The 24,458-nt window shown below is 67.2% G+C and carries 21 protein-coding genes and 1 riboswitch; of the genes, 9 read left to right on the top strand and 12 right to left on the bottom strand.

Annotation, left to right across the window (positions count from 1 at the left end; genetic code table 11):
• The first annotated feature begins 144 nt into the window (after positions 1–144).
• A riboswitch (glycine riboswitch) is annotated at positions 145–233 on the top strand.
• Positions 234–347: 114 nt separating this feature from the next.
• Complete coding sequence (locus Q0U08_RS01205) at positions 348–1,742, top strand: L-serine ammonia-lyase (RefSeq protein ID WP_298089252.1); 1,395 nt, start codon at positions 348–350, stop codon at positions 1,740–1,742.
• Between the two features lie 4 nt (positions 1,743–1,746).
• Here the strand turns inward: Q0U08_RS01205 and Q0U08_RS01200 are convergent, their stop codons facing one another.
• Positions 1,747–2,490, bottom strand: a complete 744-nt coding sequence (locus Q0U08_RS01200; RefSeq protein WP_298089240.1) for a dienelactone hydrolase family protein — start codon at positions 2,488–2,490, stop codon at positions 1,747–1,749.
• 126 nt (positions 2,491–2,616) lie between these two features.
• Here Q0U08_RS01200 and Q0U08_RS01195 point away from each other — a divergent pair, with 126 nt between their 5' ends.
• Positions 2,617–3,405 carry a DUF1206 domain-containing protein gene (locus Q0U08_RS01195; RefSeq protein ID WP_298089238.1) on the top strand — a complete coding sequence of 263 codons (789 nt, stop codon included), beginning with the start codon at positions 2,617–2,619 and terminating at the stop codon, positions 3,403–3,405.
• 3 nt (positions 3,406–3,408) lie between these two features.
• On the opposite strand, the gene Q0U08_RS01190 is transcribed toward Q0U08_RS01195, so the two are convergent.
• Positions 3,409–4,197: a hypothetical protein gene (locus Q0U08_RS01190; RefSeq protein ID WP_298089237.1), complete on the bottom strand. Its 789-nt coding sequence runs from the start codon at positions 4,195–4,197 to the stop codon at positions 3,409–3,411.
• Between the two features lie 178 nt (positions 4,198–4,375).
• On the opposite strand from Q0U08_RS01190, the gene Q0U08_RS01185 reads away from it, so the two are divergent.
• The 5 genes from Q0U08_RS01185 to Q0U08_RS01165 all read left to right on the top strand — a co-directional run bounded on the left by Q0U08_RS01185 (position 4,376) and on the right by Q0U08_RS01165 (position 12,600).
• A complete protein-coding gene (locus Q0U08_RS01185; RefSeq protein WP_298089236.1) occupies positions 4,376–6,601 on the top strand; it encodes a TonB-dependent siderophore receptor in 2,226 nt (741 codons plus the stop codon).
• A gap of 356 nt (positions 6,602–6,957) precedes the next feature.
• A complete protein-coding gene (locus Q0U08_RS01180) occupies positions 6,958–7,989 on the top strand; it encodes a chemotaxis protein CheB (RefSeq protein WP_298089234.1) in 1,032 nt (343 codons plus the stop codon).
• Entirely contained in the window at positions 7,979–11,887 is a 3,909-nt protein-coding gene (locus tag Q0U08_RS01175) for a CheR family methyltransferase (RefSeq protein ID WP_298089232.1), read from the top strand. The genes Q0U08_RS01180 and Q0U08_RS01175 overlap by 11 nt, the downstream gene beginning before the upstream one ends.
• On the top strand, positions 11,884–12,246 hold the full coding sequence (locus tag Q0U08_RS01170) for a response regulator (protein ID WP_298089230.1): 363 nt from the start codon (positions 11,884–11,886) through the stop codon (positions 12,244–12,246). The genes Q0U08_RS01175 and Q0U08_RS01170 overlap by 4 nt, the downstream gene beginning before the upstream one ends.
• A 69-nt stretch (positions 12,247–12,315) precedes the next feature.
• On the top strand, positions 12,316–12,600 hold the full coding sequence (locus Q0U08_RS01165; protein WP_298089228.1) for a hypothetical protein: 285 nt from the start codon (positions 12,316–12,318) through the stop codon (positions 12,598–12,600).
• Between the two features lie 8 nt (positions 12,601–12,608).
• Here Q0U08_RS01165 and Q0U08_RS01160 read toward each other — a convergent pair whose 3' ends face one another.
• The 4 genes from Q0U08_RS01160 to Q0U08_RS01145 form a co-directional block, all read right to left on the bottom strand.
• Complete coding sequence (locus Q0U08_RS01160; protein ID WP_298089227.1) at positions 12,609–13,451, bottom strand: DUF4336 domain-containing protein; 843 nt, start codon at positions 13,449–13,451, stop codon at positions 12,609–12,611.
• Between the two features lie 149 nt (positions 13,452–13,600).
• Entirely contained in the window at positions 13,601–14,011 is a 411-nt protein-coding gene (locus tag Q0U08_RS01155; RefSeq protein WP_298089226.1) for a thioesterase family protein, read from the bottom strand.
• A 122-nt stretch (positions 14,012–14,133) separates the two neighbouring features.
• Positions 14,134–14,415, bottom strand: coding sequence for a CsbD family protein (locus tag Q0U08_RS01150; RefSeq protein WP_298089225.1), 282 nt, complete (start codon positions 14,413–14,415; stop codon positions 14,134–14,136).
• Between the two features lie 84 nt (positions 14,416–14,499).
• Complete coding sequence (locus Q0U08_RS01145) at positions 14,500–15,174, bottom strand: HAD family hydrolase (RefSeq protein WP_298089224.1); 675 nt, start codon at positions 15,172–15,174, stop codon at positions 14,500–14,502.
• Positions 15,175–15,308: 134 nt separating this feature from the next.
• On the opposite strand from Q0U08_RS01145, the gene Q0U08_RS01140 reads away from it, so the two are divergent.
• Entirely contained in the window at positions 15,309–15,752 is a 444-nt protein-coding gene (locus Q0U08_RS01140; protein WP_298089223.1) for a hypothetical protein, read from the top strand.
• On the opposite strand, the gene Q0U08_RS01135 is transcribed toward Q0U08_RS01140, so the two are convergent.
• The 6 genes from Q0U08_RS01135 to Q0U08_RS01110 form a co-directional block, all read right to left on the bottom strand.
• Positions 15,749–17,032, bottom strand: a complete 1,284-nt coding sequence (locus Q0U08_RS01135) for an NAD(P)/FAD-dependent oxidoreductase (protein WP_298089222.1) — start codon at positions 17,030–17,032, stop codon at positions 15,749–15,751. The two genes, Q0U08_RS01140 and Q0U08_RS01135, sit on opposite strands and share 4 nt — an antisense overlap.
• Before the next feature lie 44 nt (positions 17,033–17,076).
• Positions 17,077–17,448, bottom strand: coding sequence for a response regulator (locus tag Q0U08_RS01130; RefSeq protein WP_298089221.1), 372 nt, complete (start codon positions 17,446–17,448; stop codon positions 17,077–17,079).
• Between the two features lie 95 nt (positions 17,449–17,543).
• Positions 17,544–19,919 carry a TonB-dependent receptor gene (locus Q0U08_RS01125; protein WP_298089220.1) on the bottom strand — a complete coding sequence of 792 codons (2,376 nt, stop codon included), beginning with the start codon at positions 19,917–19,919 and terminating at the stop codon, positions 17,544–17,546.
• Positions 19,920–20,007: 88 nt separating this feature from the next.
• Entirely contained in the window at positions 20,008–21,261 is a 1,254-nt protein-coding gene (locus Q0U08_RS01120) for an MFS transporter (protein ID WP_298089219.1), read from the bottom strand.
• Complete coding sequence (locus Q0U08_RS01115; protein WP_298089217.1) at positions 21,258–22,337, bottom strand: LLM class flavin-dependent oxidoreductase; 1,080 nt, start codon at positions 22,335–22,337, stop codon at positions 21,258–21,260. The genes Q0U08_RS01120 and Q0U08_RS01115 overlap by 4 nt, the downstream gene beginning before the upstream one ends.
• Positions 22,334–23,176: an aldo/keto reductase gene (locus tag Q0U08_RS01110; RefSeq protein ID WP_298089216.1), complete on the bottom strand. Its 843-nt coding sequence runs from the start codon at positions 23,174–23,176 to the stop codon at positions 22,334–22,336. The genes Q0U08_RS01115 and Q0U08_RS01110 overlap by 4 nt, the downstream gene beginning before the upstream one ends.
• Before the next feature lie 80 nt (positions 23,177–23,256).
• Here Q0U08_RS01110 and Q0U08_RS01105 point away from each other — a divergent pair, with 80 nt between their 5' ends.
• Entirely contained in the window at positions 23,257–24,351 is a 1,095-nt protein-coding gene (locus Q0U08_RS01105; RefSeq protein ID WP_298089214.1) for a Gfo/Idh/MocA family oxidoreductase, read from the top strand.
• Positions 24,352–24,458 lie beyond the last annotated feature (107 nt).

The raw sequence follows: 24,458 nt of genomic DNA, 5'->3' as shown, positions 1-24,458 counted from the left end.
CAACTGCGCCTGCCCGACAGAGCGGGAAAAGCGGATCAAATTCGTTGTTCTATCGCAGCATCTTATGCTGAAAGGCGGCGGGGGCTGCACAGGGCGCATCGGGATCGAGGATTGACCCGCACGCACTCTCGCGGATACCACGATCCGGTCGATGTGGGAGAGACCGGGGTCATCCCGGCGCCGAAGGAGCAACCGCCCCGGAAACTCTCAGGCAGAAGGACCACGCGGCGCGAGAACATCTGGAGAGTGATGCGGTTTTCCCCGCGTCCGCCGACGGGATAGCGATCTCAGGCGCAAGGGACAGAAGGGGCATGCAACGGCCGGCGACCACCGGCGAAAAGGACCGCATGCACACCGATCCCGTCACCACCCCGCTCGATCGCGACATCCACCGCCCGATCAGCGTCGCCGAACTGTTCACCATCGGCATCGGCCCTTCCAGTTCCCACACGGTGGGGCCGATGCGGGCCGCGTTCGATTTCGCGCAGCGTGCGCTCGGTCTGGAGAGCGCGCCGGTGCGCGTCACCTGCGACCTGTACGGGTCGCTGGCGCTCACCGGACGCGGCCATGCCACCGACACGGCGACGATCCTGGGGCTGGCGGGATGGGAGCCCGAACGCCTCGACCCCGATGCCGCACCCGCGATCCTGAGCGGCATCGCGCAGGCCGGGCGGCTGATGCTGGGCGGCACGCATGCGATCACCTTTCCCGCCGGCGACATCGTCTTCCATCCGCGCGCCTTCCTGCCCGAACATCCCAACGGCATGACCTTCACCGCCGCCTGCGCTGATGGCACCACCCATGCCGAGACCTATTTCTCGATCGGGGGCGGCGCCATCCTGCGCAAAGGCGCGCCCGTCGCCGCCACCAACATCGCGGTGCGCCATCCCTTCGCCTCCGGCCTCGACCTGCTGACGATCGGCGACGCCACCGGTCTCGTCATCGCCGACATCGTTCGGGTCAATGAGGAGGCGTGGCGTTCGCGGGGGGAGACGGACGCGTTTCTGGATGCGGTGCGGGGGGCGATGAGCGCGTGTATCGACCGCGGTATCGCGCAGGAGGGCGTGCTGCCGGGCGGGCTGAAGGTCAGGCGGCGGGCGCACAAGCTGGCGGAGAGCCTGACGGGGGAGCGGCCGGGGAGCAATCCGGCGGAGGTGTTCGAGTGGGTGAGCCTGTGGGCGCTGGCGGTGAATGAGGAGAATGCGGCGGGCGGCCGTGTGGTCACCGCGCCGACCAACGGCGCGGCCGGCGTATTGCCCGCGGTACTGCGCTTCTACGAGACGCTGATCCACGGCGCGACGGCAGAGGGCGCCCGCACCTTCCTGTTGACCGCCGCGGCGATCGGCATGCTCTACAAGAAGCGCGCCTCCATCTCGGCGGCGGAAATGGGGTGCCAGGGCGAGGTCGGGGTCGCCTGTTCGATGGCGGCGGGCGCACTGGCCGCGGTGCTCGGCGGCAGCAACCGCCAGATCGAGAATGCCGCGGAGATCGGCATGGAGCATAATCTGGGCCTGACCTGCGACCCGATCGGCGGCCTCGTCCAGATCCCGTGCATCGAGCGCAACACGATGGGCGCGGTAAAGGCGATCAACGCCGCCTATCTGGCACTGCGCGGCGACGGCAGCCATGTCGTCTCGCTGGACGCGGTGATCGAGACCATGCGCCAGACCGGCGAGGACATGCGGTCGCAATACAAGGAAACCAGCCTGGGCGGGCTGGCCGTAAACGTGGTGGAATGCTGAGACTTCAGAACAAGGTCCGCCGGAACAGCGCCAGCGTCCAGTCCATCGCCTGAAGAAACAGCGCGGGGTCGTAGCGCGGCCCCTCGTCGCGCAGAAAGGCGTGCTGCCCGTTCACCTCGTGCCATTCATAGCGCGCGCCGACCGCCTCCAGCCGCGTGCGGATCGCCTCGCGGCCGGCATAGGGAACATGCGGGTCCTGCCGTCCCCAGACGAACATCGCCTCGCCCTGCAACTCCGCCATGCGCGCCAGGCTGTCGTCGGCGCGGCCCTGTCCCAGCGTCCCCGAATGAATGTCGGTGGCATAGAAGCACGCTGCGGCCGACACACGCGGATCGAGCGCGGCGCGAAAGGCAAGATGCCCGCCGAGGCAGACGCCAAAGGTCGCGAGCCGGCCGGTGCAGGCGGGATGCGCGGCCAGTGCGGTGAGCGCGGCGCGGGCATCGGCGTCATAGGCGGCGATCGGCTTTGTAAATTTCAGGTCGTTGCCGCGGTCGGTACCGGCCGGGTCATAGGCGAGCACGGTGCCGGCCGCCTCATATTCGTGATACACCTCCGGCACGGCAACGACATAGCCCTGCCCCGCCAGCATCGCCGCCAGCCGGCGGATCGGTGCGGTGACCTGATAGATTTCGGAGAACAGCAGGACGCCCGGATATCGCCCCTCGACCGCGGGGCGGAACAGGTGCGTGCGCATCGTGCCCGTACCCGGAACCTCGACATCCAGGGTTTCGTCGCTGCGAAGGATCATGGTTCGTTCCTGCTTACCGTGGCCGATATGGCACTGGCAGCATGACCCGCCCGAGGCAAGGATCGTTGCAGCGACGGAACGTAAGCACGCCAGTCGCAGTTTCTGGCAGGAATCGGAGTGACATAGATGACCGCCAGTGCCCGCCTGACGTTTCTGACCCGGATCGGCTTCGCCACGCGCGGGCTGCTCTACATCGTCATCGCGATGCTGATCCTGCGCACGGGCCGGACGGAGGATCCCGCCGGCGCGCTGGAATATCTGGGCGAGGGTGGCGGCCAGTGGCTGCTCAGCGTCATGGCCGCCGGGTTGATCGCCTATGGCATATGGCGGCTTGCCGATGCGGCGTTCGACATCGAGCGCCACGGCAGCGACCGGAAAGGCGCCATGGAACGCGTCGGTGCCGGCATCAGCGGCCTGGTGCATCTGTTCCTGTCGTGGCAGGCGATCAAGCTGATGCGCGGCGCCGCGGGCTCGGGCGACGGCACCCGGGCGGGGGCGCAGGCGGCGCTCGATCTGCCCGGCGGCTGGGCGCTGGTGCTGCTGGGTGCGGCCGCCTTGTTCGGGCTGGGCGCGATCCAGTTGGTCAAGGCGGCCAAGGGCAGTTTCCTGCGCTATCTGGAGCCGCAGGTCGCGCAGCAGCGCTGGGCGCAGTGGAGCGGCCGTGCCGGCTATGCCGCGCGCGGGCTGGTGTTCCTCATCAGCGGGTATCTGCTGATGCGCGCCGGGCTGGACGAACAGGCGGCACAGGCCGGCGGGATGGCGCGCGCCCTGTCATGGCTGACCAGTCCGTTCGACCTGATCGTCGGTGTGGGGCTTGCCGGGTTCGGCCTGTTCAGCCTGATCGAAGCGCGGTTTCGCCGGTTGCACGACGTGCCGGTCGACGATGTGGTGCGCCGGGCCACGCGGCTGCGCTGACCGTCACCCCGATGCCTTGGCATCGCCGCGCTTCAGCATCACGTCCTTGACCGTGTTGCCCGCCAGTCCGCCGGCCGCGAGCGACACGACGACGTTGCCGACCAGAAAATCGGCGATGCCGACCACGCTGGCGAACGCGACAAGCGCGGTGGTGGTGATCGGCATGGCGGCAGCTGCCTTGCCCAGCGTGACCTTTGCCGAGTGGCGGATCGCCTGCACGCGGGTCAGCGCGGCGGCCAGCGGCTGATCCGCCTCCGCCAGCGCGATCAGTTCACCCAGCGCACCATGCAGCGCCCGCAGATGGGACAACGCGTCCTCGCGATCGTCCTCCACCGGCGCGCCATTGTCCCGCAGGCGTGTTTCCTCGGCGATCAGGCGATCCACCGCCAGCAGCGCCGCCGGGGCCAGAACGCGTACCAGCAGCGCCTGTTCGCGGGTGGAGGCCCGCCCCGTCCATCCCGACGCGCTGACCGGTTCCTGCCCGCAAACCGCCTCCATCAATGCGGCGAACTCGCCACGCACCATGTCGCGGCGCTGCTGACGATCCGCGGTCTCGCGGACATGGCGAACGAAGGCGGGCAGATTGGGCTGTGCGGCAACACTAGCCGGGGCCAGTGGACGCAGGTCGCCGCGTTGCAGCAGCGCCCGGCGCAGCGCCTTGTACCGGCTGTCGTCGGCGAGATCCTGAATGCCGTCGCACCCGCCCAGGCACAAGGTGCGCAGGCGCTGTACCGCCTCCTCATCCGACAGACCCTCCGGCCAGCCGGTCATCCGGGCACCATTCCGGTCCATGCTGCGGCCTCCTTTCCAGCGTGTTCGCATGGCCTATCACAGCGTTTCATAAAAAGGAACATAACAAGAACATCAACTTAGCGCATCCAGCAGCTATTTGCGATTGCGTCTCAAAACGCTTGCTCCCTTTCGGAAGATCGCTATTGCGAGCCGATATCAAGGATCGGGGGAATCGAAGATGGTGGCTGGTTCAAGCCTGTGGACGATCGCGCTTGTTCTGAGCGCCGCGCCGACGATGGAGCGTGCCGCGACAGACGACGCGCCCGCCATGGCAGCGACGCCGGAGGAAGACCCGCAGGACCAGGCCATCGTCGTCACCGGCGAAAAGGATGTGCGGCCGACCACCTCTACCCGGCTGTCGCTGACCCTGAAGGAAACGCCGCAATCGGTGACGGTGGTCGATCGCCAGCGCATCGAGGATTTCAACCTGACCTCGGTCACCGAGGTGCTGGCGCAGACGCCGGGTGTGACGATCTCGTCCACCGACAGCAACCGCACCAATTTCAACGTCCGCGGCTTTGCGGTGCGCAACTTCCAGCTCGATGGCGTGCCGACCATCTATCAGGTCAGCGGGTACGAGAACAGCGCGGTGGGCGACATCGCGATCTATGACCGGGTGGAGGTGATCCGCGGCGCGGCCGGGCTGGTGACCGGGGTCGGCGACCCGTCCGCGACGGTGAACCTGATCCGCAAGCGTGCGCCTGCCGAATTCCGCGGCTATTTCTCGATGCAGGGCGGCAGCTTCTCCACCTATCGGCTGGAGGCCGATGTGGGCGGCCCGGTGACCGAGGACGGATCGGTCCGCGCCCGCATCGTGGGCGCCTATACCGATCGCGAATCCTATATCGACCTGCAGCATGACCGTGTTCCCGTGCTCTATGGCACGCTGGAATGGGACGTGACGCCGCACACGCGGTTGCGCGTCGGCGCCGATTACCTGCGCACGGATTCGCGCGGGGCGGGCTGGGGATCGGTCCCGCTGCTCTACACCGACGGCACGAAGACCGACTTTCCTCGCTCCTTCACCGGCACGACCCGCTGGACCCAGTGGCTGCGCGAGACGACAACGGTGTTCGGCGCGGTCGAACAGGATATCGGCAGCAACTGGCTGCTGCGCGTCAGCTATAACGGCCGGCGCGGCGACAATGACAGCACGCTGTTCAACATCCCCAACGGTTTCCCCAATCGCGACGGCACCGGGCTGGGCGCGCCCTTCTCCTTCTATGGTGAGGTGGACCAGAACGAGGACGCGGTGGACGCCTATGTCGCGGGCAAGGTGAAGCTGTTCGGCCGCGAGCATGAGGTGGTCGCGGGCATGAACCATTTCGAGCGCGACTTCGTGGTCAACCGTTCGCGCTACGGGGCGCTTCCGCCCGGCTATCCGATGACTGCCACCCCCGATATCGACCCGTGGAACCCGACCTTCGGCCGACCGGAGATCATCCGCTCCAACGTGCCCGACTTCACGCAGGACCTGCGCCAGACGGGCGGCTACGGCGTCGTCCGCCTGAATCCGGCGGACTGGCTGAAGGTGATCGCGGGCGTCCGATACACCGACTATCGCGCCGATCGCGACAATTACCTGAACGGCGTGTTGCAGCCGGACGGCGTCAGCAACGTGCAGCACGAGAAGAAATGGGCGCCCTATGGCGGCATCGTCGCCGACCTGACCCCGGCGATCTCGCTTTATGCCAGCTATGCCAGCGTCTTCACGCCCGTATCGGCGCGCAACGCGAACAACGACATCCTGCCGCCCACCACCGGCGCCAATTACGAGGCGGGCATCAAGGCGACGCCGTTCGGCGAAGGCTTCACCGTTTCGGCCGCGGGCTTCCATATCCGGCAGGACAATCTGACCATCACCGATCCCAACGCGGTGCCCAACTCGCTGCCCGGCAACCTGACGCCGTCGCTGTCGGTATCGGGCGTCAAGACCTGGGGTGGCGAGGCCGAGGTGGCGGGCGAACCCCTGCCCGGCTGGACGATCAACGGCAGCTACACCTATGCCCGGTCGGAGGATCGCACGGGCCTGCGCATCAACCCGTTCTTCCCGCTGCACCTCGGCCGCATCTACACCACCTATCGCCTGCCGGGCGACCGGCTGACGATCGGCGGCGGGGTGACCGCACAGTCGCGGATCTTCGATCGGGGCAACGTCCCCTCCGGCCGCTTCACTGCGGCCGGCGCGCCGATCCTGGTCGCCGGGGAGGTCGAACAGGGCGGCTATGCCACCGTCGACGCGCTGGCCCGCTACAAGCTGACCGACCGCGCGATCCTGAGCGTCAACGTCACCAACCTGTTCGACCAGACCTATTACCGCAACGTCCGCTTCGCCTTTGGCGGGCCGGGCGGCTTTTATGGCGAGCCGCGCCGGGTGATCGGCAGCATCCGGGTGAACTTCTGAGGGACTGTTTAGAAACGTGCTGAAGCACGTTTCGCGGCACCAGCCCACTCCCCCACCCGGCCTCCCATCAAGGATACTCTGTGGGAGGCCGGGTGGGGGAGTGGGCTGGTGCCGCCGTGAAACTCGCTCCTTCGCGAGTTTCCAAACGGATTCTGAGCCTCCGTCCGGAAATGCGTACCCACGCATTTCCGGACACGCCTTTGGACCGAAGGACCGGACCCATGGCGCCGGCGACCGGCGGTTGCCCTATCCTATGCGATTGCAGCACGCCTTAAAAACCTGATCGGGCAGGTACTTCTGGCTTCGGAACCGATGGGTTCGGGGGTATGGGCATGCTGATGCAGGAAGGTAACCCGATGAACGCAACCGCGAGACGCGATATCGTCGTGATCGGGGGGTCGGCGGGCAGCGGCGCCGTTCTGAAGACATTGATGCAGAGCCTGCCCGCCGACCTGCCGGCCAGCCTCTTCATCGCCACGCACATTCCCGCAAGCGGCCCCGGTTTCCTGAACGAGATCCTGTCGAGCCGGAGCGCGCTGCCCGTGACGCAGGCGGTCGACGGCCAGCCGGTCGAGCGCGGTCATGTCTATCTGGCGGCCCCCGACCGGCATCTGCTGGTGATCGACGGCATCATCCGCCTGGGTCTGGGGCCGCGCGAGAACATGGTGCGACCGGCGATCGACCCGCTGTTCCGGTCCGCGGCGCTGTCGTTCGGCCCGCGCGTGATCGGCGTGATCCTGACCGGCATGCTGAACGACGGCGCGGCGGGGCTGCATGCGGTCAAGGCATGCGGGGGCCTGGCCGTCGTCCAGAACCCGGTCGATGCCCATGCCGAGCAGATGCCGCTGGCGGCCCTGCAGGCGACGGAGGTCGATCATGTCGTGGCGGCCGCGGGCCTGGGCGATCTGCTGGTCGAACTGGTGAACAGCGTGGCGGGGCCGCGGCTGCAACCGGCCGAGGATCTGAAGCTGGAGGTCGCGATCGCGGCCGGATCGCGGCTGGGCAGCGCGACCCTGCTGGGCATCGCCAGTCCCAGCCCCCTGTCCTGCCCCGATTGCCACGGCGTGCTTTCGGAGGTGCGCGGGGGCGTGCCGCTGCGGTATCGCTGCCAGATCGGGCATGCCTATACGGCGGAAACGCTGGTGGCGCATGGCGATGCGGTGGATGAGGCGATCCGGGTGGCGATGCGGATGATGGAGGAACGGGTGACGCTGGTGGAGCGCATGGCGCAGGATGCGCGCGAAAGCGGCCGCATCGCGGTGGCCGAACTGTACGAGGCGCGGGGCGTGGAATATCGCCGGTATGCCACCACGCTGCGCGACGCCGCGGTCGCCTCGCTCCGCCTGGGTCGCGCCCCGCACGAACAGGATGTCCCCGATGACCGGTGATATGCAGGACGAGGCGGTGACGTCCGCCATTGTTGGCATCGGCGTCGGCGCGGCCTCGCTGCCCTCGCTGGAGGCGCTGCTCGCCGGGATCGGGCGTGGCGCGGCGGCCGGGGCGGCGTATCTGATCGCACTCCGCCAGCAGGACGGGCCGGGCATCGACACCATTGTCGAGGCTTTGCAGGCCAGCGCATCGCTGCCGGTCGCGCTGGCCCGCGATGGCGAGCGGATCGCGGGCGGCCATGTCTATGTCGGCGGGCCGGACGACATGGTGACCCTGGTCGACGGGCATCTGGCGACCCGCCCCGCCTCCGAGCCGGCCGGGCATCGCGGCACGATCGACACCATGCTGATCTCGCTGGCCGAACATGCCAGCGAACGCGGCATTGCCGTGATCCTCGCGGGCCTCGGCTCCGACGGCAGCGCAGGCGTGACCGCCACCAAGAAGTTCGGCGGCCTGTCCATTGCCGAGCGGGTGGGCGACGACGACGGGGCGACCGTCGACGACAACGGCCCCTACGGCGTCACCGACATCCGCGTGCCCGCCACCGAAATCGCCGAGCAGATCGACCGCTACGTCGCCAATCTCGCGGCGCCGGGTGCCGAGGAAGCGGAGCAGATGCCAGGCGACGGCGAGGCACAGGTGACGCAGATCACCACCATCCTGCGCAACGTCACCGGCAACGACTTCCACGATTACAAGCGCGGCACCTTCCAGCGCCGGGTCCATCGCCGCATGCTGGTCACCCAGGTGGACAGCATCGACGCCTATGTCGTGCGGCTGCGCGAGGATCATGACGAGGTGCAGAGTCTGTTCCAGGATCTGCTGATCGGCGTCACCCAGTTCTTTCGCGATCCCGCCGAGTTCGCGGCGCTGGAAAGCGAGATACCGCGCCTGTTCCAGAGCAAGGCGCCCGGCGAGCAGGTGCGTGTCTGGGTACTGGGCTGCGCCACCGGCGAGGAGGCCTATTCGATCGCCATCCTGCTGCGCGAACACATGGCGACGCTGGATCGCCCGCCCGAGGTGCAGATCTTCGCCACCGACCTTGATGCCAAGGCGCTGAACCTGGCGCGCGCCGGCCGCTATACCGATACGATCGCTGGCCATATCCGGCCCGACCGGCTGGAACGCTGGTTCGTGCGGGAGGGCGACACCTATTGCGTCGCCAAGGAACTGCGCGAGATGTGCATCTTCTCGCCGCACAACATCGTCAAGGACGCGCCCTTTTCGCGCATCGACATCCTGTCGTGCCGCAACCTGCTGATCTATCTGAATGCCGAGTTGCAGGGGCGGGTCATCCCGATCTTCCACTTCTCGCTGCAACCGGGCGGCGTGCTGTTTCTCGGCTCGTCGGAAAGCGTGTCGCGCCACCAGAAGCTGTTCGCGCCGGTCGATCGCCGCAACCGGGTGTATCGCCGGCTGGAGACCGGATTGCGCACCATTCCCGATTTCCCGCTGAGCGCGCGGGTGCGCACACCGGATATGCAATGGCCCCCCGCCGCCGCCCGCTCCCCCGTCGGGCAACTCGCCAACGCGGTCAGCCGCAAGGCGGAGGCGCTGGCGGAGCGGTACGCGCCCGCCTATGTCGTGGTCGACCACCAGTTCGACGTGCTGCACTTCGCCGGGCGGACCGGCCGGTATCTGGAGCCCAGCACGGGGGCCGCGACGCTCAGCCTGCTCAGCCTGATCCACCGCGACCTTCGCCTCGACCTGCGTTCCGCCCTGAGCCGCGCCGCCAGCGAGAACCGCCGCATCGAGCTGCCGCGCCTGACCGTCCATCATGACGACCGCGCCCATGCGGTGAACCTGATCGTGGAGCCGGTCGGCGGGCCGGATGCGGAGGCGCTGATGGTGCTGTTCCAGGATATCGGCGCGGTCGCGCTGCCCGGGGACGGTGACGGCGACCGGCTGGCGACCGACGAGCATGTGCAGCGGCTGGATGCCGAACTGCGCGTCACCCGCGACCGCCTTCAGGCGACGATCGAGGAACTGGAATCCACCAACGAGGAGCTGAAATCCTCCAACGAGGAATATCAGTCGATCAACGAGGAACTCCAGTCCGCCAACGAGGAACTGGAGACGTCGAAGGAAGAGCAACAGTCGATCAACGAGGAGTTGCAGACGCTGAACCACGAGCTCGGCCACCGGGTGGGCGAGCTGGGGCAGACCAATTCCGACCTGAAGAATTTGCTGGAATCGACCCAGATCGCCACCGTCTTTCTGGACAATGATCTGCGCGTGCGCTCCTTCACGCCGGTCGCGACCGAGATCTTCCACCTGCTCGACACCGATGTGGGGCGCCCATTGGACCATGTCGTCTCGCGCGTCCATTATCCGGAGCTGCACGAGGATGTGCGCCGGGTGCTGAAAACCCTTCAGCCGGTCGAGCGCGAGGTGATCGAGCCAGGAACCGGCCGCCATTTCGCGGCGCGCGTGCTGCCCTATCGCAGCACCGACAATTTCATCAGCGGCGCGGTGGTGACCTTTACCGACCTCACCGCGGTACGACAGGCCGAAACAGCCACCCGCGCCAGCGAGGAACGCTACCGCGCCTTTGTCACCGCCAGTTCGGACGCCGTGTTCCGCATGAATGCGGACTGGAGCGCGATGCGTCAGATGGACGGTCGCGGCTTCCTGGCCGATGTCAACGGGCCGTCCCGGGACTGGATGCACAGCTACATCCATCCCGACGACCAGCCATGGATACGCGCCGCGATCGACGACGCCATCCGTACGAAGACGATGTTCGAGCTGGAACATCGTATCCGCCGGGCCGACGATACGATGGGGTGGGCCCATTCGCGCGCGGTGCCGATCCTGGACGGCGCGGGCGAGATCGCCGAATGGATCGGCACCGCCAGCGACGTAACCGACGAGCACGGCGTGGAGGTTGATCGCCGCGCCGCCGAGGAGAGGCTGCGCAGCGCGATCCAGGTCGCGCGCATCGGCACCTGGGACTGGAACATCACCAGTGACGAGATCATCTGGTCCGAAGAATATTTCCGCATGCTTGGCTACGGCATCGGCGAGGTGGCGCCCAGCATGGACGCGCTGCTCGACCGCATCCACCCGGAAGATCGGCAGGCGACCAAGGAAGCCGTTGTCCAGGCCCGGGACATGCATCAGGAGTATGTGCACGAGTTCCGGTCGCTTCACCCGGACGGATCGGTACACTGGCTGTCCGCGCGCGGTCGGTTCCTTTATGCCGATGATGGTGAGGTTCTGCGCATGATCGGCGCGATGATCGAGACGACCGAGGCGCGCGAGTTCCAGAAGCGACAGACGGTTCTCGTCACCGAGCTGCAGCACCGGACCCGCAACCTGATCGCGGTGGTGCGCTCGATGACCGACAAGACGCTGCGCCATGCGCCCGACCTGCAGACCTTTCGCGGGCAGTTCCGCGTCCGGCTCGATGCGCTGGCCCGCGTTCAGGGCCTGCTTTCGCGACTGGACGAGCATGACCGGGTCACCTTTGACGAGTTGCTGCACACCGAACTGGCCGCGCATGGTGCGATGGAGAACGAGCCCGACCGGGTGACGCTGACCGGGCCAACCGGCATCCGCATGCGCTCCGGCATGGTGCAGATGCTGGCACTGGCGCTGCACGAGCTGGCGACCAACGCCACCAAATATGGCGCGTTGAAGGAGACGGGCGGGCGGCTGGAGATAAGCTGGCGCCTGCTGGACGAGGGCGATCGGTCCAGGCGGCTGGAGATCACCTGGCAGGAACATGGTGTCACCATGCCCCCCGCCGATGCACCGCCCCAGGGCAGCGGTCAGGGTCGTGAGTTGATCGAGCGCGCCCTGCCCTATCAGCTCGATGCGGAAACCAGCTATGCTTTCGGGCCGGACGGGGTGCGCTGCGTCATCATCGCGCCTGTTTCCAGGACGATGCCATGACCGACCCTCCCCTGCGTGGCCGCGCGATCCTGGTGATCGAGGACGAGTATATGCTCGCCGACGAGCTGTGCACCGATCTGGCGGAGGCGGGCGCCGACATCGTCGGTCCGGCCGCCACGGTGGCCGCCGGCATGTCCCTGCTCGACCGTGCCGCGCGACTGGACGGTGCGGTGCTCGATGTCAGCCTGGGCGGCGAACTGGTCTTCGATCTTGCCGATGCGCTGGTGCGGCGCGGCGTGCCCTTCGTCTTCACCACCGGCTATGATGTGGCTGCCATGCCCGACCGCTTTCAGGCCGCGCGCCATTTCCACAAGCCTGTGCCGATCGCAAAAATCATCGCCGCGCTGCGCAGCCGATAGCGTCATCACCGACTAGCGGGCTTTTGCGGCACCATGGACGGTGGCGCTAATCGAAGTTAGGATGGCGGGATGACGCATTATACCCGCGCCGATCTCGATATGGTGGATCGCCACATTGCGCAGGGCGAGCGGCATATCGTGCAGCAGGAACAACGCGTCACCAGCCTGCGCCTGAAGCAGTTGCCGACCGCCGCGGCGGAGGCCCAACTGGTGGCGCTGAACGCGACGCTGGTGCAGCACCGCGCCCACCGCAGCGCGATCGCCGAGGCGCTGGATGAAGGCGGGCGGCGGCCCGGCCATGGCGGGTCGACCGGAAGTGCGGAGCCGGACGGCTCGGGCGAGAGCGGGAAGTAACGCCCGCTCTATGCGATCACCCAGGCGAGCGCCTGCCGCAGCCGTGCCGTACCATCCTGCGCGAACCATGCGCCATGCGCGAAGATCACCCGCTCGGGCGCAAGTGCGAGCATCGCGCGCAGCGCGGCCACGACGTCGGCATGGCGCAGGTACAGGATCACGCGCAGATATCGCGGTGTCGTGCCCGCTTGGGTCCCGGCCAGTCGCGAGAAGGCGCGGGTGACCGCGGGCAGGCTCCGTGATCGCAGATGCTGCACCAGATCGGTCAGGATCAGCGTGCGCGAGGGGCGGTGGAACAGGTACACCTCCGCATAGCCCGCACTGCGGATCAGCCCTTGCGCGATCTCCTCCCGCCACGCCTCCGGCGCCTCTCCGCTCAGATCGCGATCGATCCGTACCTTCGCCGCGCGCACCTGACGCCGGCCGCGCAGCCCCGGCGCACCCCAGGTCACCGCATCCGGAAAACGCGCCTGCCACCCCTCCAGATAACTCCAGTGCGCAACGTTCGGCGCCACAAGGTGCCGCACCTGCCCCAGCACCTCCAACGCCGCGACCAGCGCATCGCTCACCTGCGTCGGGGAATGCAGCAGCAGCGCACCATCCGCCAACCGCACCACCGTCATGCGCACCGGCATCGGAATACCCCCCGGCCGCATCGGACCGCTATCGACGATCCAGACATTGTCGGCGACCGGCTTGGGCGTATCGAGCGGCGGATAGGTTGCGGCTTCGTCGGCCTCGTCCTCCGGGCCGACATCGGTACTGCCGCCCCGCAGCGCGCGGACGAGCAGCAAGGCCGCCCCGCCTGCCAGGGCCAGTCCCGCGACTTTTCCAGTAGAGTTTATCCGCATCGACCTTGCTCCGCTTCGCTGCGGTCAGGATCGCTACACGGCGTCGCCTGGTTCCGCGTCGGCAGAGGCAATCGGGCCGGATGACATTGCCGAGAGGACGATCAGAGTCCGAGCCGTTCGCGTAACATGGCCCGGCGGGCCTGCCGCGGTCAGTCGGCCGCAGCGGTCGGGAAGAAGCGTTCCACCACGTCGCGCGCCAGCCGCGCGGGGCGGAAGGTCTTGGCATCGATGCAGCACCAGCTCGACCGGACCTCGGCCAGCACATCCTCGCCACGCCGGATGATCGTGTTGTAGAAAGCGCGCGCGCCTTCCACCTTTTCCAGCAGGACCGTGGCGATCACATCGTCCCCCAGATAGGTTGGGCGGCGATAGGTGATCTCGTGCTTCAGGGCGACCCACAGGTGGCGGGCGACCGCATCCGCCGGTGCCAGCGACCGCCAATGATCGATCACCGCATTCTGCACCCAGTTCAGGTAGCTGGCATTGTTGACATGCCCCATGAAGTCGATGTCCGACGCCTGGACCGGCACGGAATAACGAAAGGGCGCCGCTTTACTCATGGATTTCCGATTAGCATGCGCAGCCGGCGGCAGATAGCGTTATTCCCTATCGCCGACACAGGATCAGCTTGGCCACAAGCGGTCATGGCCCGGGCCGCGCAGGGGCGGCCCGGACCCGTCACTCACTTGCCGCGAAGCGTGTTCGCGATGGCCAGACCGATCACGCCGACCAGCGCGGCGGTGGCGTAGGGGCGCGCCTTGGCGAAACCGGTCGCCTTGTCGATCACCGGGCCGGGATTGGCGATCGCATCCTTGGCGGCGCCGGCAACCTGCTTGGCATTGCCGATGATCTGATCCGCGACACCTTCGTTTTCGATCTGCTTGTCGCCGATCGCCTTGCCAACGGTTTCCTTGACGTTGCCGCCCAGATCCTGCGCCTCACCCTTCAGCGTGGTCGTGTTCATGATGATGCCTCCGTAACCAGAATGGAACGGGATGCGTAACGATCGAGGCACGGGGAAGTCCCGCCGCAATGCGGTAAATTTTCTTCAATCGGCGATATCGCCCAGCGGCGACGCGGCATAATCCGCCAGCAGTGCCGCAACATCATCGTAGATCGCGGTCGCACCCGCCTCCATCAGAGCGTCGTCCGTGAACCCGCCCGAGCGCAGCGCGACCGCGGCGATCCCGCATCGCCCCGCCGCCTCCACATCATAAGGTGTATCGCCGACGACGATCACCTCGTCCGCTGCCATCTGCGGCAGCTTGTCCAGTGCGGCGGCGAATATGTCCGGGGCGGGCTTGGTCCGGGCGACATCGTCGCCGCTGGTCGTCTCCGCGACGAGATCGCGCACATCCAGCACGCCCAGATAGTGATCCAGCTCCTCCCGCGACGCCGAGGATGCGAGCACCACCGACTGGCCCAGACCATGGGCATGGGCAAGCAGGTCGGGTGCCTGTGCAAACGGCTTCGCCCGATCGAGATATCGGTCCTTGAAGATCGCACCATGCGCCTCGCCCAGCCGGGTTACGCCCTCTTCGTCCAGGTCGGGTAGCAGGCTGGGGACCAGCATGTCGGTCCCCTTCCCGATCTGGTCGTGGATCGTCTGCCGATCGAAGCGCGCGCCTATCCCCGCAAACGCCTCTTCCCAAGCCAGCACATGCAGGTCGTTGGAATCGATCAGCGTGCCGTCGATGTCGAAAAGGATGGCCTTGATCGGCATGGTGGTACGTCCTGACGTTTCTTGGGAGTGGAAGGGACACAACGACCGGGCGCAGCAGCCGTTCACCAAAAGAAACAGGCGTGCGGCCAAAGATTTCGCTTCCCCCCGTGAACCAAGTGACTCATAGAATCCCCATGCCGATCCGTCCTGAAAACCGATGGCTCTACCCGATCGACTGGCAGCAGCTTTCGCATGCGGTGCGCTTCACCCGCGCGGGTGCGCGGTGCGAGCGGTGTGCGCGGCCGCACCGGCAGCGGGTGGCGCATCTGGGTGACGGCCGCTGGTGGGATGCAGGTGCGGCGTGCTGGCGCTCGGATCGTGGCAAGCGGGTGGCGGTCAAGGGCTTCACGCTGTCGAGGGTGCGCATGACCTATGTCGTGCTGGCCTGCGCGCATCTGGATCACGATCCCGGCAACAATGCGCTCGTCAACCTAAAGGCGCTGTGCCAGCGGTGCCACATGATCCACGACGCCGCCGAGCATCGCTGGCAACGCTGGTGGAACGTCTATCGCCGGCGCGGCATCCGCGACCTGTACGAAGATCCACGCGTCACCCGCGCCCGCCTTGCGGCCCGCTAGTCGATCAGGCGCGCACCCCGCTCGAAGGTGAAGTAGCGCCAGATCCACTGGGTCATTACCGAGGTCCGCCGCTCGAACCCGATCAGCAGATAGACGTGGACGATCGACCATAACAGCCATGCCATGCGGCCGGTCAGCGTAAAGCGGCCATAGACATAGACCGCGGCGTGGCGCCCGATCACCGCCGTGTCCCCGCGTGTGCGGTAACGATAAGGTGGCGGCGGTCCGGCCTTGCGCAGCGCACGGCCGAGATGATGGCCCTGCTGCTGCGCGACCTGTGCCAGCGCAGGCAGCGGTGCGCCGTCCTGCCGGAACAACGCCACGTCGCCCAGCGCGTAGATGTCGCGCTGTCCGGTCACCGCCAGATTGGCGTCGACCGCGATCCGGCCCCCGCGGTCGTCCGTGCCGCCGACCCAGCCGGCGCCCTCTGCCGCACGTATGCCCGCGCCCCACACAACATTGGCCGCATCGATCCGTTCGCCGGACACCACCACGTACCCGTCCTCGATCCGCTCCACCGCCCCGCCCACGCGCACCTCCACCCCCATCTTGCGCAATCTTTGCGCGGCATAGTCGCCCAGATGCTCCGGAAACGCATTCAACAGCCGGGGTCCTGCTTCGACCAGGATGACCCGGATGTGGCGGAAGTCGCCGCGCAGCGTGTAGCGGGCAAGCTCGGCGGTCGTCCCCGCCATCTCCACCCCGGTCGGACCACCACCGACCACCACGATCGTCATCAGCGCCGCGCGGCGCACCGGATCCGCACAATGCTCCGCTTCCTCGAACGCCCTCAACAGCCGCGCGCGGATCGTGCGAGCGTCCGCGATCGACTTGGGCGCCGGCGCGTGCGCCGCCCATTCGGGGTGCGCAAAGTAATTATAGGCCGAACCGGTCGCCAGCACGAGCTGGTCGAAAGGCAGGTCCGCGCCATGCGCCAGCTTCACCACCCGTGCCGCGGTATCCACCCCGACGACATCGGCCAGTACGACATCGACATTGCGGGCACGCGCGAGCACCCGGCGGATCGGCGCGGCGATATCGGCGGGTGACAGGGCCGCCGTCGACACCTGATACAGCAGCGGCTGAAACAGGTGGTGGTTGCGTCGGTCGACCAGCGTGACCCTTGCATCGGCGCCTGCCAGCGCCCGTGCACAGGCCAGTCCGCCGAACCCGCCCCCCACGATGACGATGCGGCGCCCATGGCCGCCGCTCGGCGGTGTCGTATCGGGCTGGGTTATCGGTGCGATTGCGCGTCTCCCATGGCGTCCTGCCTCAACCATGGCCTGCGCCTTGTGTTTCCTGACCGGTAACAGATTTCACCCGCTCAGCGCCGGATCACCCGCCCGATCGCCCGCGTCACGAGTTTGAGGTTGATCGGCTTTTCGCATTGCACCACGCCGCAGAACCGCTCCGGAATGACCGACTGGTCATAGCCGGTGGTGAACACGAAGGGCACGCCGCGTTCCGCCAGCAGATCCGCCGCGGCGAACACCATGTCCCCGTCCAGATTCACGTCGAGGATACCGCCATGGATGGGATCGCTGGCGCGGATCAGCGCTGCCGCATCCTGGACGCTGCCCACCGGGCCCAGCACGACCGCACCTGCATCTTCCAGCTCCATGCGGAGTTCGTCGGCGAGCATATATTCATCCTCGACAACAAGGATGTGGCAATCGCGAAGGGAAGGTTCAGCCATGCGCCCATGTCCGGTTATCGGTCATCATGGACCGGCGATAGGCCAGCGGGCGCCGGCCTGCGCCAACGTGCATGAGGTTTTCGCGCGACCTGTCGCTAGAAGCCGATCCGCCCGATCACCCCGAAATACCGGTCCGCCTCGCGCGGGATGATGTAGCGATAGCTGCCGCCGGGCCCACCGCTGGTGATCGATGCCGCGAAGCTCTGGTCGAACAGGTTCTTCACCTGGAAGCCCAGCCGGAACCGGTCGCTTGCGTCGATCAGCGCGACACCTAGGTCGACCAGTGCATAATCGCCGATCGTGGTCGCCTGCCGGATCGCGGGCGAGGCATCGAACTGGCTGATCTGGTCGGACTGCCACGACCCTTGCGCGTTCAGCCCGATGTCCACCACCCCGCCGGTGCGAATGCGCCAGTCGCCGGCCAGCGACGCCTTCCATTCCGGGGCATAGGCCAGCCGCGTGCCCGGCGCGATCACGCCCGTCACCGTGCCGGTCGGCTGGCGGAACGCGTCGACATGCGCGTCCGTATAGGCCAGGCCCCCCGACACCGACACGTCGCGCGCCGGGTTCCAGATCAGGTCCAGCTCGCCACCCCGCGTCGAAATGCGGCCGGCATTGGTGAAGCGCGTGACCAGCACGCCCGCGACCACATCCGGATTATTCGCCTGGAAATTGTCGTAGCGCGCATAATAAGCGGCGAGATTGAGCACCAGCTTGCCGCCGAACAGCGTGTTCTTGATCCCCGCTTCGTAGCTGTCGACCGTTTCCGGCTCGATCACGTTCGTGCCGGTGCCGGCCAGATTGTAGAAGATGTTGTATGCCGGCCCCTTATAGCCGCGCGTCCAGGTGGCATAGACGGTGTGGTCGCGCGACAGGTCGAACTGCGCGCCGGCCATGCCCGACCAGTTGTCGTTGGTCGTCTTGGTGGTGAACGGGATGCCGTTGGAGGCGACCACTGCCTGCGTCTGCGCAGCGGTCGGCGCCACGCCGCCCGCGACCAGCGAGACGTAACGATCGTACACGCCCTGGTCGAAATTGGGCTGAATACCCGGCCCGGTGAGCGCGGTCTGGCGGATATGGAAGACGTTCAACTGGTCATGGGTGAAGCGGATGCCGCCGAGCAGGCGCAGCCGGTCGCTGACATTGACCGTGAACCGCCCGAAAGCCGCAAGGTTCTTGAAGGTCGACCCGAAATTGGCGGTGCCCGTCGGCCGTGTCACGGTCACGCCCGGTGCGTCGCACCCGGTCAGCACGGTGGCGTTCGGTGCACACAGCGTGACGTCGCGGCGGAAGGTGCGCTCGGTATCCGCCCAGCTATAGAAGACACCGCCGACATAATCGACCAGCCCGCCGCTCGGCGAAGTGATCCGCACCTCCTGCGTGAAGGTACGCCCCACCTGCGGTCCGAAGTCGTGCAACTGGTTCAGCCCGGCATTGACATAGGGCTGCGCCAGCCAGTCGCCGTCGCGGATCTCGGTATTGTCGTAGCGCCGCCACGCGGTGATCGAGGTCAGCGTGTTTGCGCCCAGCGTCGCATCGACCTGCAGCGACCCGCCATAGCTTTCCTCGTTCGTCGCGGTGACCAGGTTCTGACGTACCCGGCGCGTGCGGTCGCCTTGCGGGGTAGGCAGGATCTGAGCGGCCAGGTTGGTCGGCGTCGTCCCGATCACCTCGGCGCAGCAATTGTCGCTGGCCTTGCGATAATCGCCGATCACCGTGATCGTCAGGTCGGGTGTCGGATCGGCGACCACGATGCCGCGCACACCCCAGCGGTCATAGCCGTTGACGCGGCCATTCACGTTCGGCGCCTCGTTGAACAGGTTGCCGTCGTAATTGCTGTAGAAGCCGGTGATGCGGCTCGACACCCGCTCGCCCAGCGGCACGTCGATCGCGGCGCGGGCGCGGTATTCGTTGCCGTTGTCGAAGAAGAAGCCGCCCTCGGCATAGCCGGAGAGTTCGCGGCCCGGTTTGCGGCTGACGATGTTGATGACACCGGCCGACGCATTCTTGCCGAACAGCGTGCCCTGCGGCCCGCGCAGCACCTCGATCCGCTCGATATCGACCAGATCGCTGAAAGCCTCGCCCGCGCGGCTATAGACGACGCCGTCCACCACCGTGGACACCGAAGGCTCGCCCGCGATCGAGAAGGTGGAGGTGCCCACGCCGCGCAGGAACAGCGACTGGTTGATGCTCGTCCCAGATTTGCGGAAGTTGAGCGTCGGCACCAGATATTGCGCGCTTTCCAGGTTGATCCCGCCCTGTCGCGCGATCAGGTCGCCCCCGATCACCGACACCGCGACCGGCACGTCCTGCAACCGCTCCTCCCGCTTCTGCGCGGTCACCACGATGTCGGCGCCCCGCGCCTCGCTCTCCTCGGTCACGGGGACTGCTTCCTGCGCCATCGCAGGCGTGGCGAGCACCGCGGCCAGCACGGCGGTGGCCACGCCGGCACGGGCGAAAAGATGGTTCATGAACAGGCTCCCCGGCATCATTGTTTCGGGGTCGTTTGTATATCCCACTCGCGAAATGGGAATATGGCTTTACTTCATAGCGGAACGGTCAGGCTTTAGCGTGCCCACTCCCACGGAGAGAGGGTAGAACCCGCGGCATCATCACCCGCAGCCAGGCGAACCCCAGCAGGTACGAAGCCCCGGCAAACACGAACAACGGCGTATAGCCACCGCCCGCGCTCAATACCGCACCCGTCACCCACACGATCGCGACACCGCCCAGGTTGCCGCAGAACGCCCCGAACGCGGTCACCCGGCCGACCTTGGCGCGCGGTACCACGTCGGTGATCGTGCCGAAGATGCTGAGCGAAAAGCCCTGATGCCCGGCCAGCACCACACCCATCATCAGGGTGACCGCCCAATAGCTGTCGATGCGCAGGATGACCGGCACCGGCGCCACCACCAGGGCGGAGACCAGCATCACCGCCGCCCGCACCCGTGCAGCCGGCCAGCCGCGTGCCATCAGCCGCCCGGATACCCAGCCCGCCAGCAGCGCGCCCAGCCCCGACCCCAGAAACGCGATCGCCAGCGGGAGGCCCAGTTGCTCGGTGGAAAGCCCTAGTTCGCGACGGTAGAAATCGGGAAGCCAGAAGTTCAGCAGCCACCAGGTCGCATCGGACAAAGCCTTGGCGACGACGATCGCCCAGGTCCGCCGCTCCAGCAGGATCGGGCCATAGGGCGCCGCGCCATCGGCATAATCCAGCTCGGGGTCTTCAGCCCGGTCGTCGAACACGACGCCGCGCGCCGCGATCCACCACAACGCCAGCACGGCGAACCCGCCCGCCCCGGCAAAGATCAGCGCGCCGCGCCATCCCCAGGCCGCCGCCAGTACGGGGATGAAGAAGGGCAAGGTGATCGTGCCCGCCGCACCGATCAGCGTGCCCGCGCCGATCGCGAGCGAGCGCAGCTTCGGCCCGAACAGCGTCGCCACCGTCTTGATGGTCAGCGGCGTCTGCACCGCCTCGGTCGCACCCAGCCCGACCCGCGCGGCGACCACCTGCCACCCGGTCATCGCCCAGCCATGCACCGCCGCGGCCAGGCTCCACGCCGTCACGCCGACCACCATCGACCGGCGTACGCCCAACCGGTCGATCATCCAGCCGGTGAACAGATAGGACAGCGCGGCGGCGAACTGCGTCACCGCGGCCAGCCGCCCGAAATCGGCATCGCTCCACCCGAACTCCGCCGACATGTCGGGTTTCAGGATGGCGATGATCGGCCGGTCCATCGCGTTGAAGATGCCCGCCGCGCACAGCAGCGCGAACAGCGCCCACGCGCGCGAGCGCGAAAGGGAGGAGGTCAAGGCCGGAGCGGCGCGTGATCGAGGTGCGGCAGCACGTGGCGCGCGAACAGGTCCGCCTCCGCCGCATGCGGATAGCCGGACAGGATGAACGCCTCGATCCCCTCCGCCCGGTACGCGTTCAGCTTGGCGAGCACCTGATCGGGATCGCCGACGATTGCCGCGCCGCAGCCCGAGCGCGCCCGGCCGATCCCGGTCCACAGGTTGTCCTCGACATAGCCGTCCTGCCGCGCCGCTTCCTCACGCAAGGCCGCCTGCCGCGCGACGCCGGCCGACTGGCTGTCCAGCGATTTGGCACGGATGGCGGCGCCGGTATCGGCGTCCAGCTTCGACAGCAGGCGGTCGGCGGCGCGCCGGGCCTCGTCCTCCGTCTCGCGCACCACGACATGGACGCGGTAGCCGAATTTCAGCGTGCGTCCCCGCGCGGCTGCCCGTGTGCGCAGGTCGGCGACGATGCCGCGCACCCCCTCCATCGTGTCGGGCCACATCAGATACACGTCCGCGCCCTCCGCCGCGGCATCGCGTGCTGCTGGCGACAGGCCGCCAAAATAAAAGGACGGGCAGCGGCCCGACACCGTCGTCACGCGCGGCGGCGCGACATCCAGTTGCCAGAACTCGCCGTCATGGCTGAGATGCTCGCCGTTCAGCAGCGTGCGCAATATGTGCATCGCCTCCACCGTACGGCGGTATCGCGGGGCGCTGTCCAGCGTCTGCCCCGGCAGGTCGCTGGAGATGATGTTGACGGTCAGCCGCCCGCCCAGCATCCGGTCGATCGTGGCGATCTGGCGCGCCAGTTGCGGCGGCCAGCTTTCGCCGATGCGCACCGCCATCAACAGGCGGATGCGCGACACCAGTGCCGCCATGCCCGCGGCAAAGGCGGTGGTGTCGATCCCCAGCGCATAGCCGGAAGGGAGGAGGACATTGTCGAACCCGCCGCTTTCCGCCTGCAGCACGATGTCGCGGCAATGCTCGAAACTCGACGCCAGCTTCGGGTCGGGCACGCCCAGAAACTCGTAATCGTCATCGCACAGCGCGGAAAACCAGCTCACCTCGCACGGCGGCAATGCGGGGGCGTTCATGGCAGGCGCTCCCCGCTGCCCGCCTGCATCACCGCATACCAGCGTTCCCGGGTCCACTCGACCTTGAACGCGTCGGTCGCGGCGCGGATGCGGTCGGCATTCTGCGATCCCACGATCGGGATGATCCGCGCCGGATGCACCATGATCCAGCTTAGTGCCGCGGCCACCGCATCGACGCCATATGCCGCCCCCTGTTCCGCCAGCAAGGCGCCGGCCGGATGCGTCGCATCGGTCAGCCGCCCACCGCCCAGCGGCGACCAGGCCAACACCGCGACATTCGCCGCCATCGCCTGATCCAGCGTCCCGTCATAAAGGGGCGCGACACGCAGCGGTGAGAATTCCGGCTGCGTCGACACGATCGGCAGGTTCAGGAAGCGCTGCAACGCGCCCAGTTCGGCCGGGCTGTGGTTCGACACGCCGACGGTGCGGACCTTGCCCGCCTCGACCAGACGGGTCAGCGCGGCGGCCACCTCCTGCGGATGGGTCAGGAAGTCGCGCCGGTGGATCTGGTACAGGTCGATCACATCGGTGTGCAGGCGGCGCAGCGAGGCGTCGCACGCCGCGGCCAGATAGTCGGCGCTTGAATCATAGGGCACCGGCGGCGTGATCCCGCCCTTGGTCGCCAGCACGATGCGACCGCGCAGGCCCTTGTCCGCCGCCAGCACCGCACCCAGTATCGCCTCCGCCCCCCCAAAGCCTTCGGGCGCGTCGAAACCGTAGATGTCGGCGGTATCGAACAGCGTGATTTCGGCGTCGAGCGTGGCATGGACCAGCGTGGCGGCGGCCGCCACCTCCCCGGTCATCCGCCACATCCCCCAGGCGAGCGGGGAAACGGACATGTCGCTGTTGCCGAGTTGGCGGGGCTGGCGATCTGGAAGGAGCTTGTGCATATGCCCATCAGGTAAATAGGAAATTGGGTATGACTTCAACCGTTCGCTACGGCATCGTCGGCACCGGCATGATGGGCGTCGAGCATATCCGCAACATCGCAATTCTTCCCGGCGCACAGGTCACAGCTATCGCCGACCCGGTGGCGCATTCGCTGGATTGGGCGCGCGATGCGCTGGGTGATGGTGCGGCCTCGGTCGCGGCATTCAGCGACGTGGAAAGCTTCGCGCGCGAGGCGCGGGTCGATGCGGTGGTGATCGCCTCCCCCAACTATACCCACCGCGACGTGCTGGCGCCGCTGTTCGCGACCGATGCCGCGATCCTGTGCGAAAAGCCGCTGGCGACGACGATGGCGGATGCGCGCTGGATCGTGGAGCAGACCGCGAACCGTGCGGCGCCCTTCTGGACCGGCATGGAATATCGCTACATGCCGCCAGCCGCCGCCTTTATCGAACAGGTGCATGGCGGCCGCATCGGCCGGTTGCAGATGCTGTCGATGCGGGAACATCGATTCCCCTTCCTGCGCAAGGTCGGCGACTGGAACCGCTTTTCGCGGAATACAGGGGGCACGATGGTCGAGAAGTGCTGCCATTTCTTCGACCTGATGCGGCTCATCGTCCAATCGGAGCCGGTGCGCGTGTTCTGCTCGGGCGGGATGGACGTGAACCATCTGGACGAACGCTATGGCGGCGAACGGCCGGACATCATCGACAACAGCTACACCGTGGTGGAGTTCGCCAACGGCGTGCGCGCGATGCTGGACCTGTGCATGTTCGCCGAGGGTGCCGAGCATCAGGAGGAGATCTCCGCGACGGGCGACAAGGCGCGGCTCGACGTGCTCATCCCGCCCGGCGACCTGATCTTCAGCCCGCGCATCGAATGGCCCGCGCCCAAAACGCCGGAAATCACGCACATCTCGGTCGATGACGCGGCGATGCGCGCCGGATCGCATCACGGCGCCACTTATTACCAGCACGCCGCCTTCCTGGCCGCGGTGCGGGGCGAAGCGCCGGTCCAGGTCACCGCCGAGGATGGCCTGCGCGCCGTGGCGATCGGCACCGCAGCCGAGATCAGCGCGCGCGAACACCGCGTGGTCGACATGGCGGAGTTGCTCCAGCAAACGTGAAGACGGCCCCGGATTTCCTGCCAAGCCTCATCGATATCGGCAAAAAAACCGCGTCATAGTGCGGCATCGTGCTGAACCCTCAGCCGGTGCGGGCGGTTGTGTCTCCC

It is taken from the genome of uncultured Sphingomonas sp. (assembly GCF_946477935.1).
In the GTDB taxonomy this organism is placed as follows: Bacteria; Pseudomonadota; Alphaproteobacteria; order Sphingomonadales; family Sphingomonadaceae; genus Sphingomonas.
The sequence above is the reverse complement of the archived record's forward strand: the minus strand, read 5'-3'. Positions and strand labels throughout refer to the sequence as shown.